The sequence below is a fragment of the Methylibium sp. genome (assembly GCF_965279545.1).
Classification (GTDB): Bacteria; Pseudomonadota; Gammaproteobacteria; order Burkholderiales; family Burkholderiaceae_C; genus Methylibium.
Genome location: NZ_OZ257250.1, coordinates 1,534,965 through 1,547,128, shown reverse-complemented (window position 1 = coordinate 1,547,128; position 12,164 = coordinate 1,534,965). Strand labels below are relative to the sequence as shown.

Below are 12,164 nucleotides of genomic sequence, written 5' to 3'. Positions count from 1 at the left end.
TTGAGCAACAGTCTGCGATGGAGCGTCATTGCAGAGCAAAGCCCATGTACATCCCACCTCATTTCGCCGAGAGTCGGCCCGAACAGTTGCACCGCATCATCCGCGAGCACCCCCTGGGCACGCTCGTGACGCAGGGGACGGGCGGGCTGGATGCCGACCACCTGCCTTTCGAGTTCGATCCTGAAGTGGGAGAGCACGGCCTGCTGTCGGCCCACGTTGCCCGCGCGAACCCGCTGTGGCAACGCTGCCCCACGGGAAGCCCGGTCATGGTGATCTTTCGCGGTGCGCAGGCCTACATCTCGCCGAACTGGTACCCGAGCAAACAGGAGTCGCATCGCCTGGTTCCGACCTGGAACTACGAGGTGGTGCATGCGCACGGCGTACTGACCGTGAGCGACGATGAGCGCTTCGTGCGCCGTATCGTTGCGCGCCTGACGCGGCGGCACGAGGCGGCCGAACCCAGGCCGTGGAAGATGGGCGACTCGGCGCCGGAGTTCATCGATAGCATGCTGAGCAACATCGTGGGCCTCGAGGTCGCCATCACCTCGCTGGTGGGCAAGTCCAAGCTGAGTCAGAACCGCGAGGCGCGTGATCTCGTCGGCGCCGCCGACGCATTGCAGGCGCGGGGCCACGGCGAACTGGCTGAACTGATGCGCCCCGCCCGCTGAACAGACGAGATCGCGCGGGCTCCATCCCGGACAACTCATGTACACATCGACCTTCACGTTCGCCAAGCGTCAGTACGACGACGAGTTCCACACGTTGGACAACGTCATTGCGCAGATTGCCAAGTCCATCCCTGGCTACCTGGGCGAAGAGAACTGGGAGAACCCGGTGACCGGCTTGATTTCCAACGTGTACTACTGGGACACGATGGATTCACTTCGTGAGCTCATCGACCACCCGGAGCACATCAAGGCAAAGCAGCAACAGGCACGTTGGCTCGATGGGTATCAGATCGTCATCGCACAGGTGCTCAGGTCCTATGGCGACGGTGGAATCGCCCACCCGCTGGCTCAATCCGCACAGGCCGCGAACCACCCAGACTCGCGCAGCGAGTAGCTCTGCGGCCCGGCCGGGGGAGTGAAGCCGCGCGAGAGGCGCCGCAAGGCGCTCGGCCCAAGCTTCAATCGGATGCGCGTGAATGCAATGCCGTATCAGACGTGCAGAAAGGCCAGCGCACCCAGCACGATGCCGATGCCGCTGAGCCCGAAGACGCCGTACTCCAGCCACTTGCGCCTGGTCAGCAAGGCGATCGCCGCCATCGCGATCGCGATCTGCAAGGCGGTCGTGGCCTGGGCCCAGCGGTGGTGTTCGTGCATCTGGGCTTCGCTTTGCGCGTCCCAGTCCGTGGCTTCGGCTTCCAGTTTCTCGGCGGCCAGCTTGATCTCGGCCTTCTCGCTCTTGTAGCGCTTGACCTCGTCCTCGTGAGCGGCGCGGTGCGAGTCGGGACCCAGCTCGGCCGCCAGTTCGGCGAGGTTCTGCTTGCCGCTCTTGGCCTGGTAGTAGCTCCACTGGTTCGAGGCCTCGGTCTTCCTGATCGCGGCGTTGTTCTTGTACAGGACGGCGTTGGCCTGGGTCGCACCCCCCTGGTAGGAGAAGATGGCGCCCACGGTCGCCAGGATCGCGGTCACCACCGCGAGCCGGCCGGCGCTGCTTTCGGGCGCATGCCGGGCAGCGTGTTCGAGTTCGTGGTCGTGCGGACCGTGGACATGGAATCCGGCTTCGGACATCTCAGGCTCCCGGCAATCGTCGGTAGGTGACCCAGTGATAGCGCCAGCCGGCCTCGCTGGCGTGACTCTCGCGTGCAAGCTCGGCGAACGCGCTGCGGTCCCACGGCGGGAAGAAGGTGTCGGCCTCGAAGTCGGCATCCACCTCGGTCAGCACCATCTCGTCGGCCCGCGGCAGCGCCTGCGCATAGAGCTCGCCGCCACCGATGACGAACACGCGCTCGGCTTCGTGCAGGCGATCGAGCGCCGCGTCGAGCGAAGGCGCCGGCTCGGCCCCATCCGCCGCCCACGCCGGATTGCGCGTGACCACCAGGTTGCGCCGGCCCGGCAGCGGCTTGAAGGCCGGCGGCAGCGAGTCCCAGGTCTTGCGGCCCATCACGACCGGGCAGCCCAGCGTCGTGCGCCTGAAGTGCTGCAGATCGGCCGGCAAGCGCCACAGCAGCGCGTTGTCCTTGCCGATCGCGCCATTGCGCGCGACCGCGGCGATGAGGGCCAGCTTCATCGCCTCACACCGCCACCGGTGCCTTGATCGCCGGGTGCGGGTCGTAGCCCTGCACCTCGAAATCCTCGTAGGCGTAGTCGAAGATCGACGGCGGCCGGCGCAAGATGCGCAGCGTGGGGTAGGGCCGCGGCGCGCGCGAGAGCTGCAGCTCGACCTGCTCGCGGTGGTTGCTGTACAGGTGGCAGTCGCCGCCGGTCCAGATGAAATCGCCGACCTCCAGGTCGCACTGCTGCGCCAGCATGTGCGTCAACAGCGCATAGCTGGCGATGTTGAACGGCACACCGAGAAAGATGTCGGCGCTGCGCTGGTAGAGCTGGCACGACAGTCTGCCGTCGGCCACGTAGAACTGGAAGAAGGCGTGGCAGGGCATCAGCGCCATCTTCGGCAGGTCGGCCACGTTCCAGGCGCTCACGATGATGCGGCGTGAATCGGGGTTGGCCTTGAGCTGCTTCACGACTTCGGCGATCTGGTCGATGTGGCCACCATCGGGCGTGGGCCAGCTGCGCCACTGCACGCCGTAGACCGGCCCCAGGTCGCCGTCCGGCTTGGCCCATTCGTCCCAGATCGTCACGCCGCGCTCCTGCAGCCAGCTCGCGTTGCCGTCGCCGCGCAGGAACCACAGCAGCTCGAGGACGATGCTCTTGAGGTGCACCTTCTTGGTCGTCACCAGCGGGAAGCCTTCGCTCAGGTCGAAGCGCATCTGGTGGCCGAACACGCTGGTCGTGCCGGTGCCGGTGCGGTCGGCCTTGAACACGCCGTGCGTGTGCACGTGGCGCATGAAGTCTTCGTACTGGGAGCGGACAGGGGGTGTCTGGAGGGTCATGTCAGTAGGCGCCGAACAGCGCATCGAGGGCTTCGGCGATCAGGGCCTGCTGCGGTCGCAGATTGTCGACCGGCCGGCGCAGTTCGCTGGCGACGATGGCACCGAGCGCCGCCGTGTCGAGCACCAGTTCCGCGTCGCCGGTGCGCAGCAGCGGGTTCAGATGGCTTGCGCGCGGGCCGAAGGCGGTGGCGGTGCGCAGGGGGATCACGACGCGTGTCGCAAGGGCATCGATGAAGTCGTTCTGCACGTCCAGCAGATAAGGGGTGTGCCGCCGCTCGCCCGCGGTCGGGTTGGCGTACAGGTCGTAGCGCGCCACGGCTACTTGCCTTGCGCGAAGCTGCGGTACTTGGCGAGCGGCAGTCCGTCGCGCTCGATGCGGATGTTGTAGGCCTCGATCGCTTCGCGGTTGTCCTCGTTCCAGCGCTGCCAGTAGCGGCGCTGCACCTCGGCGGCCAGCAACTCGTCGACCGTCTGCGACAGGTTCATGCCCAGCTCGCGTGCCGCATCGAGGACCTTCGCATTCAGGCTGAGGTTGGTGGCCCGCTTCGGGGCATCGTCGGAGCGACGCATCACTGCCTCCATGATCGATGCGCATCAACCATGCGCATCGGGATTGTAGTGGCGGCCAGACCCCCGCGGGGGTGGCTGCGGCAAGCCGCAGCGGGGGCACCCCTCAGGACTTCGGTTGCGCCGCCGTGCCCGCCTGCTCCGGCTCGCGCAGCAGGATCTCGACGCGGCGGTTCTTCGCGCGTCCTGCTTCACTGCTGTTGTCGGCGATCGGTTCGTGCGAGCCGCGGCCCGAGGTCTCGATGCGGGTCGGCTGGATGCCGCGGCCGGCCAGGTAGTCACGCACGCTCTGCGCACGGTCGACCGACAGCGGGTTGTTGATCGCGTCGCTGCCGGTGCTGTCGGTGTGGCCGATCACGCGCACCTGCAGCGCCGGGTCGTTGGTCAGGCCGTTGGCGAAGCTGTCGAGCACGGTGCGCAGCTCGGGCTTGATGGCCGACTTGCCGGTGTCGAAGGAGATGTCGCTCGGCACGTTGAGCTTGAGCTGGTTGTCGGCGGTGCGCGTGACGTCGACGCCGGTGCCTTGCGTGGACTGCTCCATCGCGCGGCGCTTCTCTTCCATCTTCTTCGACCAGACGTTGCCGGCCACCGCACCGCCGATCGCGCCGATGGCCGCACCGGTGGCGGCGCCGCGCTTGCTGTCGCCGATCAGCACGCCGGCCACCGCGCCGACGGCCGCGCCGATGCCGGCGCCCTTGGCGGTGTCCTGCTGCTCCTGGTTCATGTTGGCGCAGCCGGCCAGCAGGGCCGTGGTGGTCAGGGCGATGATCGCGAGACGGGTGTTCGCAGTGTGTGCATTCATGGCAATTCCTTCGGTGAGAGTGGCCGCTTTGTACCTGCAGCCGGCCCTGGTCTTGCAAGCAGTCGTATCGGGGGCCTGACGGCTCAGTCGCCGCCGGCCGCCGGCGATGCGTCGGAGAACTGCGACGCCGCCAGCCGCTGGTAGAGCCCGCTGCGCGCCAGCAGTTCCGTGTGCGTGCCGCTGTCGACCACGCGCCCGGCATCGAGCACGACGATGCGGTCCGCGTGCATCACGGTGCCCAGCCGGTGGGCGATGACGAGCGTCGTGCGCCCGCGCATCGCCACGTCGAGGGCGGCCTGTACCGCGCGCTCGCTTTCGCTGTCGAGCGCGCTGGTGGCCTCGTCCAGCAGCAGCAGCGGCGCGTTCTTCAGGATCGCCCGCGCGATCGAGATGCGCTGGCGCTGCCCGCCCGAGAGCCGCACGCCGCGCTCGCCCAGGAAGCTGGCGTAGCCCTCGGGCAGCGCGCGGATGAAGCCGTCCGCGTGCGCGGCGGTCGCGGCGGCCACCACCTCGTCGTCGCTCGCCTCGGGCCGGCCGTAGCGGATGTTCTCCAGGGCGCTGGTCGAGAAGATCACGCTGTCCTGCGGCACCAGGCCGATGCGCGAACGCAAGGCGCCCAGATCGGCCTCGCGCACCGGCACGCCGTCGATCGCGACCGTGCCGCCCTGGGCATCGTAGTAGCGCAGCAGCAGCTGGAACACCGTGCTCTTGCCGGCGCCGCTGGGGCCCACCAGGGCCACCGTCTGGCCCGGCTCGACCTCGATCGTCACGCCGTCGAGCGCCGCCGTCAGCGGGCGCGACGGATAGCGGAACGCCACCTCGCGCAGGCTCACGCGCGAGCCGATCGGCGCCGCGGCCAGCGCCTTCGGCTGCGCCGGGTTCTGGATCGGCGAGCGTGTGGCCAGCAGCTCCATCAGCCGCTCGCTGGCGCCGGCGGCGCGCAGCAGGTCGCCCCACACCTCGGCCAGCACCGCGACCGAGCTCACCAGCAGGATCACGTAGACCACCGTCTGGCCCAGGTGGCCGGCCGTGATCTGGCCGCTGATGACCGCCTGCGTGCCCTGGTACAGCCCCCACAGCAGCGCGCCGAAGGTGGCCGTGATGATGAAGGCCACCAGCCCGGCGCGCATGCGCGTGCGCCGCACCGCGGTGGCGAAGGCGCGTGCGGTGGACTCGTCGAAGCGCTTCGCCTCGCGCGCTTCCTGCGTGTAGCTCTGCACCACCGGCACCGCGTTCAGCACCTCGGCGGCGATCGCGCTCGAATCGGCCACGCGGTCCTGGCTGGCGCGCGACAGGCTGCGCACCTTGCGGCCGAACCACAGCGCCGGCAGCACCACCCCCACCAGGATGCCGAGCACCTGCGCCATCACCACCGGGTTCGTGACCACCAGCATGGCCAGCGCGCCCAGCCCCATGACCGTATTGCGCAGGCCCATGCTGAGGCTGGAGCCCACCACCGTCTGCACCAGCGTCGTGTCGGTGGTCAGGCGCGACAGCACCTCGCCGGTCTGCGTGGTCTCGAAAAACTGCGGGCTCTGCTTCACCACGTGCGCGTACACCGCGTTGCGCAGGTCGGCCGTGATGCGCTCGCCCAGCCACGTGACCATGTAGAAGCGCAGCGCCGAGAACACACCCAGCGCCGCGCCCACGCCGAACAGCGCGAAGAAGTGCCCACGCAGCGCCAGCACGCGCTCGCCGGGATCGGTGCTGATCAAGCCCTGGTCGATCAGCGCCTTCAGCGCCACCGGGAACACCAGCGTGGTCAGCGCCGCACCCACCAAAAACAGCCCGGCCAGCGCGATGCGGCCGCGGTAGGGCTTCAGGAAAGGCAGCAGGCTGCGCAGCGGGCGGACCGAGCGCGCCTTGGCGTCGGCGGATGCCGTGCCGCCGCTGACTGCTTGAGCCATCGTGGAAGTGGAGGAGGCCATAGGGCCCGCAGTGTAAGCAGCGCCCCGTGTCGGCCGCTGACGCTGCGGCCCTGCACGGTGTGGGGCCACGGCCGCTGCAGCCGGGCATGCGCTGCACGAACCGGCCCCGACGACACCCGACTAGAGCTGCAGCCGGCTCGCGTAGCCCGTCATTTCCAGGTAGCCGCGGCCCACGCGTGCACCGCTGCGCTCGTCGAGCAGCTCGCTCAGGCCTTCCCAGTACACCGAGCCGGTCGAGCCGCGGCTGTCGAGTTCCTGCGCGTCGAGCCGGGCGCGCACGCGGTGCGCTCCGGCCGGGGTGTCGAGCCGCCATTCCACCGGGTACTCGGCCTGCGTGGCCGGGCTGCGCCAGCGGCGCAGCGGTGTGAAGCGCACTTCGTCCGGGCCGAAGGTGCGCACCGCGCCGCCGCGCGGCCGGAAGCTCCCACCGGCCCATAGCGCCGAGCCGTCGGCGCGGCGCAGCCGGAAGGCGGTGAGGGCGCCGCCGTCGTCGAGGTTCATGCCGGTCCAGTCCCAGCCCACCGCGTCGGGGTGCAGCAGCGCTTCGCTCCACTCGTGATCGAGCCAGGCGCGGCCGGTCACCGCGAGCGCCTTGCCGTCCAGGCGCAGCGTGCCGCCGACGGCGAGTTGCGGCTCGCTCAGGTAGTGGCTGGCCTGCTCGGGCGCAGGGCCCTTGCGCGAATGGCCGGCGTCGCCCTGCAGCAGCACCGGCTGCGTGGCGTCGCAGCGCAGGTCGAAGGCGAAACCCTGTGCGCCGGCGTCGACCACGGCGCGGTAGTGGTGCTGCGGGACTTGCGCGTCACCGCCGCTGCGCACCAGCTGCCAGCCGCGCAGCCTCACGTCGGTGTCGTCGAGCGCTGCCTCGGCAATGCCGAAACCGGCGCGGGCGATGCGCTGGTCGTGCCGCAGCCGGCCGGCGCGCGGATCGGTCAGCGCCGCGTGTGCGAACAGCAACTGCTGCGCCGCGAAGCGGCTCGGATGCCCGGCCGCCACGTCAGTCCGCGAGCGGAAGAAGGTCACCTGAAACCCAAACGGTTCGGCGAAGCCAAACCGTTTGGGTTCGGCGGAGCCAAACCCGAAGGGTTCGGTGGCAGCCGAGCCGGCAGGCGCCGCCGAGCCAAAGCCTCCTGGCTTTGTCGTCCCCGCGGCGTCGAGCCAGCCCGTCACGTACCACCACTCGGTGCGGAAATCGGGATGAGAGCCGAAGTCGCGCGGCAGCGTGATCGGCGTGCCGGCGCGCACCACCGGCGCGGCCGGTGCCGCCGTGCTCCACAGGCCGAGGGCCGGCGCGAACAGCAGCGCGCGGCGCGACAGGCGCAGCGCGTTCACCAGTCCTCCTTCACCGCCAGCACCGCGTCCTGCGACACCGCGCGGCGCGCCGCGATTGCCGCGGTCAGCGTGCCGGCGGCCACCACCGCGGCACACAGCGCGGCGAGCCGGCCCCACGGCGCCAGCAGCTCCATCGTCCAGTGAAAGCTCTGCGGGTTGACCACGTGCACCAGCACCACGCTGACGGCCAGGCCGAGCGCCAGGCCGAGCAGCGCGCCGGCCGCCGTCCACGCCACGCCTTCGCCGGCCACGATGGCGAGCACCTGGCCGCGCGTGAAGCCCAGGTGCGCCAGCAGGCCGAACTCCTTGCGCCGCGCCAGCACCTGCGCCGAGAAGCTGGCCGCGATGCCGAACAGCCCGATCGCGATCGCCACCGCCTGCAGCCAGTAGGTGACCGCGAAGCTGCGGTCGAAGATGCGCAGCGAGCTCGCACGGATCTCGCCGGCCTGCGCGAACTCGATCAAGGCCGGGTCGGGCGCCAGCGCGCGCAGGCCGCGCTGCACGGCCGCGAGGTCGGCGCCGGCTGCGAGCGTCAGCGCGAGGTCGTTGACGCGCGTGTCGCCGGTCAGCGCCACGAAGTCCTGCGCGTCGATCGCCACCGCGCCCTGCTGGCGCGCGTAGTCGCGCCACACGCCGCGCACGAAGAAGGCGGTGCGCAGCGGGCTGCCGTCGCGGCGCGCGAGCGGCAGCATGAGGCGCGTGCCGGGCGCCGCCTGGTAGAGCGCCACCATCGCCTCGCTGACGTAGGCGCTGGGCTCGCCGGGCGCGGGCGGCAGCAGTTCGCCCACCAGCGGCAACGTGCGCTGCGCATCGGCCAGCGGCCGGGCGATCAGCACCGGAGAAGGCCGCGCCGGATCGAGCGACACCGGCATCGCGCGCAGCGTCTCGACGCGGCGCACGCCGGGCAGGGCGCCGGCGCGCGCGACGAAGTCCGGCGGCAGCCAGGCCGCGTCGCTGCTGGCGCTGACGGTGGCGGTGCGCACATACAGGTCGGCCGGCAGCACCGTGTCGAGCCAGCGCGTCACCGCGTCGCGAAAGCTCGCGACCATCACCGTCAGCGCCACCGCCAGCGCCAGGCTCGCCACCACGCCGGCCACCGCCACCGTGGCGCTGGCGCGCAGGTGCCGCGCACGCTGCGTGGCCAGCAGCCAGGCGGCGTTCGTCGTCGGCCGCACCGCGCGCAACAGCAGGCCCACGCCGGCCGGCACGCAGGCGATGCCGCCGACCAGCAGCAGCGCCACCGCCCCGTAGGCGGCGAGCGGCAGGCCGGCGATCGGTGGCGCCAGCGCCAGCAGCGCGCCGGCGATCATCAGCAGCGGCCCGAGCCAGGGGTGGCGCGTGCGCGCGCCGGCATCGCCCAGCCCCTTGAGCGCCTGCGCGGGCGCGAGGCGCTGCGCGGCGCGCGCCGGCAGCCAGCCGCCCACCAGCGCGGCGACGACACCCAGGCCGCCGTACACGAGTGCCGCGACCGGCCCGAACTGCAGCCGCGGCGCGACGCCGGCGAAATAGCCGCCGCCGAGGTCACCACCCAGCCAGCGCAGCGCGAGCTGCGCGAGCGCCGTGCCGAGTGCGATGCCCAGCACGCTGCCCGCCAGCCCCAGCAACGCCGACTCGGCCAATACCAGTTGCAGCCGCTCGCGCGCGCCGAGCCCCAGCACGCCGAGCAGCGCGAACTGCGGCTGCCGCTTCGCGACCGACAGCGACAGCACCGAGAACACCAGGAAGGCCCCGGTGAACAGCGCCACCAGCGCCAGCACCGTGAGGTTCACGCGGTAGGCGCGCGACACGTTGCTGAGCCGCTGCGCCGATTCACCGGGCGTCGCGGCCCGCACGTCGGGCGGCAGCGCCAGTTCGCGCAGCACGCGTTGCGGGTCGGCACCGGCCGTGAAGCGCAGGTCGATGCGGCTCAGCCGGCCGAGCCGCTCGAAGCTCTGCTGCGCACCGGCCAGGTCCATCACCGCGAGCGGCGCGCCCGGCGCGCTGCTGCCGCCGGCGATGCGCAGCGTGACGAGCCGCAGGCCGCTTTGCACGCGCAGGCGGTCGCCGCTGCGCAGCTTCAGCACGGCCTGCGCAGCCGGGTTCAGGAACACGGCGCCCGGGTCCAGCATCGCGTAGCGGCCGGCGCCGCTGGCCGGCTCGGGCAGCAGGGAAGGGGAGAGCGCCGGCGCCACCAGCGCGTCGAGGCCCAGCACGCGCAGCGGCACGCGCTGGCCCTGCGCATCGAGCGCATAGGTGTCGACCTCGATCACGGGCGACGCCAGCGCCACCTGCGGATGCACCGCCACGCGGCCGTAAACCGTTTCATCGAAGCCGCTGCCGGCGCTGGCCCGCAGGCTCAGGTCGGGCTCGCCGTTGACGCCGCGCACCGCCGCGCCGAACTCCGACAGCGCCGACGCATTGATCAGCTGCACCGAGAACGCCAGCGCCACGCCCAGCATCACCGCGAGCACGGCGACGGCGTGGCGTGCGGCGTGGTGGCGCAGTTCGGGCCATGAGAGATGGCGCAGGAGGGTGGGCACCATCATCGCGGTTGCTGTACTGTGCTGTGCGCGAACGGTAGCGCATGAGGCGAAGCTTCGGCGGCGAGGGGCTGCCTGCGACCCTCAGCTGCCGCTGAGACCATCGAATTGCCGACCGTTAAGCTGACATCTCCGGCGTCGCCCTCGAGCGTTCGATTTGCTGAATAGGGCGTCTGGCATGCAGCGACATTGTTCAGTCGCGTGCGCGGCTGGCCGGCGCTCCTCATCAGGAAATGTCTCCCGCGTCTGCGCTGCAAGGTGGGCAAGGCGCACAGCACCCGAGCAAGCGGATCGCTTGCAGCCAAGTCCAAGCACTCCAGAATTCGAACCTGGGTCCGGAGGTACTTCAACTACCACGCGGTGCCAACCAACACTGAGAGCCTGGCGGCGTTCAAACACCGTGTGACGGACATCTGGCGGCGTGCGCCCCGGCGGCGCAGTCAGAAGGATCGGACGACTTGGGAACGCATGACCCGGCTCGCCGCCGACTACTTGCCTGTTGCACGAGTCCTTCACCCGTGGCCCGATGCACGCTTCGACGTCAAATACCCGAGGTAGAAGCCCAGTGCGTTAATTGCGCACGCTGGGATCTGTGCGGGGGCGCTCAGCAATGGGCACCTCTACCGCGATCGCGCGCCGGCACGAAGCCCGTGGGACACATTTGCTTTGTCCTACGGCGGCCCGTTTGAATCGCCCTGGGTTTTCTAGACACCTCTGAGCCTCAAACGTGAGGCCCAATAGGAGGTGCCATGAGTAATCAGAGATACCCCGAAGAATTCAAGATCGAGGCGGTCAAGCAGATCACCGAACGCGGGCACAAGGTGGCTGACGTGTCGGCGCGGCTCGGCGTGAGCCAGCACAGCCTGTACGAGTGGATCAAGGCGCGCCGAACGCCGCCTGGCGAGCGTCAGGCCCAGCTGTCGCAAACCGATGAGCTGCGCCGCTTGAAGGCCGAGCTCAAGCGTGTGACCGAGGAGCGCGACATCTTAAAAAAGGCCGCAGCGTACTTTGCCAAGCAGTCCGGGTGAAGTACGCATTTATCGAGCGTCACGAGCATGAGCACAGCGTGCGGCGCATGTGCAAGGTCATGAGGGTGCACCACAGCGGCTACTACGCCTGGAAGGCGGAGCCCGCGAGTCCTCGCGCCCAGGACGATCAGCGGCTGCTCGGCTTGCTCAAGCACGCCTGGCTGGAGAGCGGTGGCGTCTATGGCTACCGCAAGCTCACGCTGGACATGCGCGACCTGGGCGAGAGCTGCGGCAAGCACCGCGTGGCCCGATTGCTGAGGCTCGAAGGACTGCGCTCGCAGACCGGCTATCGCCGCCGCCGCGACATGCGTGGCGGCAAGCCGGCTGTCGTGGCGCCCAACCACTTGCAACGCCAGTTCACCGTGGCCGAGCCCAACCAATCCTGGGTGACAGACATCACGTACATCCGCACCCATGAAGGCTGGCTGTACCTGGCTGTAGTGGTCGATCTGTTCTCGCGTCAGGTCGTCGGATGGTCAATGGGCAGCCGCATCGATACCGGCTTGGTGCTTGACGCGCTGATGATGGCCTTGTGGCGTTGTCAGCCCAAGGAGCCGGTGACGGTGCATTCCGACCAGGGCAGCCAGTTCACTGGTCACGACTGGCAAGACTTCCTGCGCGACCACAACATGGTCTCCAGCATGAGCCGTCGCGGCAACTGCCATGACAACGCCGTGGCCGAAAGCTTCTTCCAGTTGCTCAAGCGCGAACGCATCCGCCGCCAGACATACCCGACACGCGACGACGCGAGAGCCGATGTCTTCAACTACATCGAGATGTTCTACAACCCCAAGCGGCGCCACGGCACTGCCGGAGATACTTCGCCGGCGGAGTTCGAGCGACGCCATTCCCAACGGCTCAAAAGCGTCTAGGGAATCCGGGGCGATTCAGTTATCACGATCGGCGCGATGGTGAAAATCCCCAAGAGTGATAAGT

At 69.7% G+C, this 12,164-nt stretch carries 12 protein-coding genes; 3 read left to right on the top strand and 9 right to left on the bottom strand.

Annotated elements, in window-relative coordinates; translation table 11 throughout:
- Nucleotides 1-44: 44 nt before the first annotated feature.
- Both ACQY9S_RS07215 and ACQY9S_RS07210 read left to right on the top strand, forming a co-directional pair.
- Nucleotides 45-668 (top strand): FMN-binding negative transcriptional regulator, encoded by a 624-nt coding sequence (locus tag ACQY9S_RS07215; RefSeq protein WP_428424312.1) that lies wholly within the window; start codon nt 45-47, stop codon nt 666-668.
- Between the two features lie 37 nt (nt 669-705).
- The gene (locus tag ACQY9S_RS07210; protein ID WP_428424310.1) at nt 706-1,062 is read left to right on the top strand and encodes an antibiotic biosynthesis monooxygenase family protein; all 357 of its coding nucleotides are present in this window, start codon (nt 706-708) and stop codon (nt 1,060-1,062) included.
- Between the two features lie 95 nt (nt 1,063-1,157).
- Here ACQY9S_RS07210 and ACQY9S_RS07205 read toward each other — a convergent pair whose 3' ends face one another.
- From ACQY9S_RS07205 to ACQY9S_RS07165, 9 genes are all read right to left on the bottom strand, one after another.
- Nucleotides 1,158-1,733, bottom strand: coding sequence for a DUF4337 domain-containing protein (locus tag ACQY9S_RS07205; RefSeq protein ID WP_428424308.1), 576 nt, complete (start codon nt 1,731-1,733; stop codon nt 1,158-1,160).
- 1 nt (nt 1,734) lies between these two features.
- Nucleotides 1,735-2,232 carry a dihydrofolate reductase gene (locus ACQY9S_RS07200; protein ID WP_428424306.1) on the bottom strand — a complete coding sequence of 166 codons (498 nt, stop codon included), beginning with the start codon at nt 2,230-2,232 and terminating at the stop codon, nt 1,735-1,737.
- Nucleotides 2,233-2,236: 4 nt separating this feature from the next.
- The gene (locus ACQY9S_RS07195) at nt 2,237-3,055 is read right to left on the bottom strand and encodes a thymidylate synthase (RefSeq protein WP_428424304.1); all 819 of its coding nucleotides are present in this window, start codon (nt 3,053-3,055) and stop codon (nt 2,237-2,239) included.
- 1 nt (nt 3,056) lies between these two features.
- Nucleotides 3,057-3,371 (bottom strand): CcdB family protein, encoded by a 315-nt coding sequence (locus ACQY9S_RS07190; RefSeq protein ID WP_428424302.1) that lies wholly within the window; start codon nt 3,369-3,371, stop codon nt 3,057-3,059.
- Between the two features lie 2 nt (nt 3,372-3,373).
- Nucleotides 3,374-3,625: a type II toxin-antitoxin system CcdA family antitoxin gene (locus ACQY9S_RS07185; RefSeq protein ID WP_428424300.1), complete on the bottom strand. Its 252-nt coding sequence runs from the start codon at nt 3,623-3,625 to the stop codon at nt 3,374-3,376.
- 103 nt (nt 3,626-3,728) lie between these two features.
- On the bottom strand, nt 3,729-4,424 hold the full coding sequence (locus tag ACQY9S_RS07180) for an OmpA family protein (protein WP_428424298.1): 696 nt from the start codon (nt 4,422-4,424) through the stop codon (nt 3,729-3,731).
- An 83-nt stretch (nt 4,425-4,507) separates the two neighbouring features.
- Nucleotides 4,508-6,331 (bottom strand): ABC transporter transmembrane domain-containing protein, encoded by a 1,824-nt coding sequence (locus ACQY9S_RS07175; protein WP_428424296.1) that lies wholly within the window; start codon nt 6,329-6,331, stop codon nt 4,508-4,510.
- A 141-nt stretch (nt 6,332-6,472) separates the two neighbouring features.
- Nucleotides 6,473-7,681, bottom strand: a complete 1,209-nt coding sequence (locus ACQY9S_RS07170; RefSeq protein ID WP_428424294.1) for a lipocalin-like domain-containing protein — start codon at nt 7,679-7,681, stop codon at nt 6,473-6,475.
- Nucleotides 7,678-10,206, bottom strand: a complete 2,529-nt coding sequence (locus ACQY9S_RS07165) for an FtsX-like permease family protein (RefSeq protein WP_428424292.1) — start codon at nt 10,204-10,206, stop codon at nt 7,678-7,680. Before ACQY9S_RS07165 ends, ACQY9S_RS07170 begins: the two co-directional genes overlap by 4 nt.
- Before the next feature lie 743 nt (nt 10,207-10,949).
- On the opposite strand from ACQY9S_RS07165, the gene ACQY9S_RS07160 reads away from it, so the two are divergent.
- Nucleotides 10,950-12,100 (top strand): IS3 family transposase gene (locus ACQY9S_RS07160; protein WP_428424290.1). Its coding sequence is split into 2 segments (ribosomal slippage): nt 10,950-11,196 and nt 11,196-12,100, totalling 1,152 coding nucleotides; the frame shifts between segments, so codons are not numbered across the junction.
- Nucleotides 12,101-12,164: the final 64 nt, after the last annotated feature.

Bases quoted from the DNA above. Each gene is read 5' to 3' on its own strand.
- ACQY9S_RS07185 (WP_428424300.1), bottom strand. From the start codon at position 3,625: ATGCGTCGCTCCGACGATGCCCCGAAGCGGGCCACCAACCTCAGCCTG.
- ACQY9S_RS07215 (WP_428424312.1), top strand. From the start codon at position 45: ATGTACATCCCACCTCATTTCGCCGAGAGTCGGCCCGAACAGTTGCAC.
- ACQY9S_RS07195 (WP_428424304.1), bottom strand. From the start codon at position 3,055: ATGACCCTCCAGACACCCCCTGTCCGCTCCCAGTACGAAGACTTCATG.
- ACQY9S_RS07205 (WP_428424308.1), bottom strand. From the start codon at position 1,733: ATGTCCGAAGCCGGATTCCATGTCCACGGTCCGCACGACCACGAACTC.
- ACQY9S_RS07165 (WP_428424292.1), bottom strand. From the start codon at position 10,206: ATGATGGTGCCCACCCTCCTGCGCCATCTCTCATGGCCCGAACTGCGC.
- ACQY9S_RS07175 (WP_428424296.1), bottom strand. From the start codon at position 6,331: ATGGCTCAAGCAGTCAGCGGCGGCACGGCATCCGCCGACGCCAAGGCG.
- ACQY9S_RS07180 (WP_428424298.1), bottom strand. From the start codon at position 4,424: ATGAATGCACACACTGCGAACACCCGTCTCGCGATCATCGCCCTGACC.
- ACQY9S_RS07200 (WP_428424306.1), bottom strand. From the start codon at position 2,232: ATGAAGCTGGCCCTCATCGCCGCGGTCGCGCGCAATGGCGCGATCGGC.
- ACQY9S_RS07210 (WP_428424310.1), top strand. From the start codon at position 706: ATGTACACATCGACCTTCACGTTCGCCAAGCGTCAGTACGACGACGAG.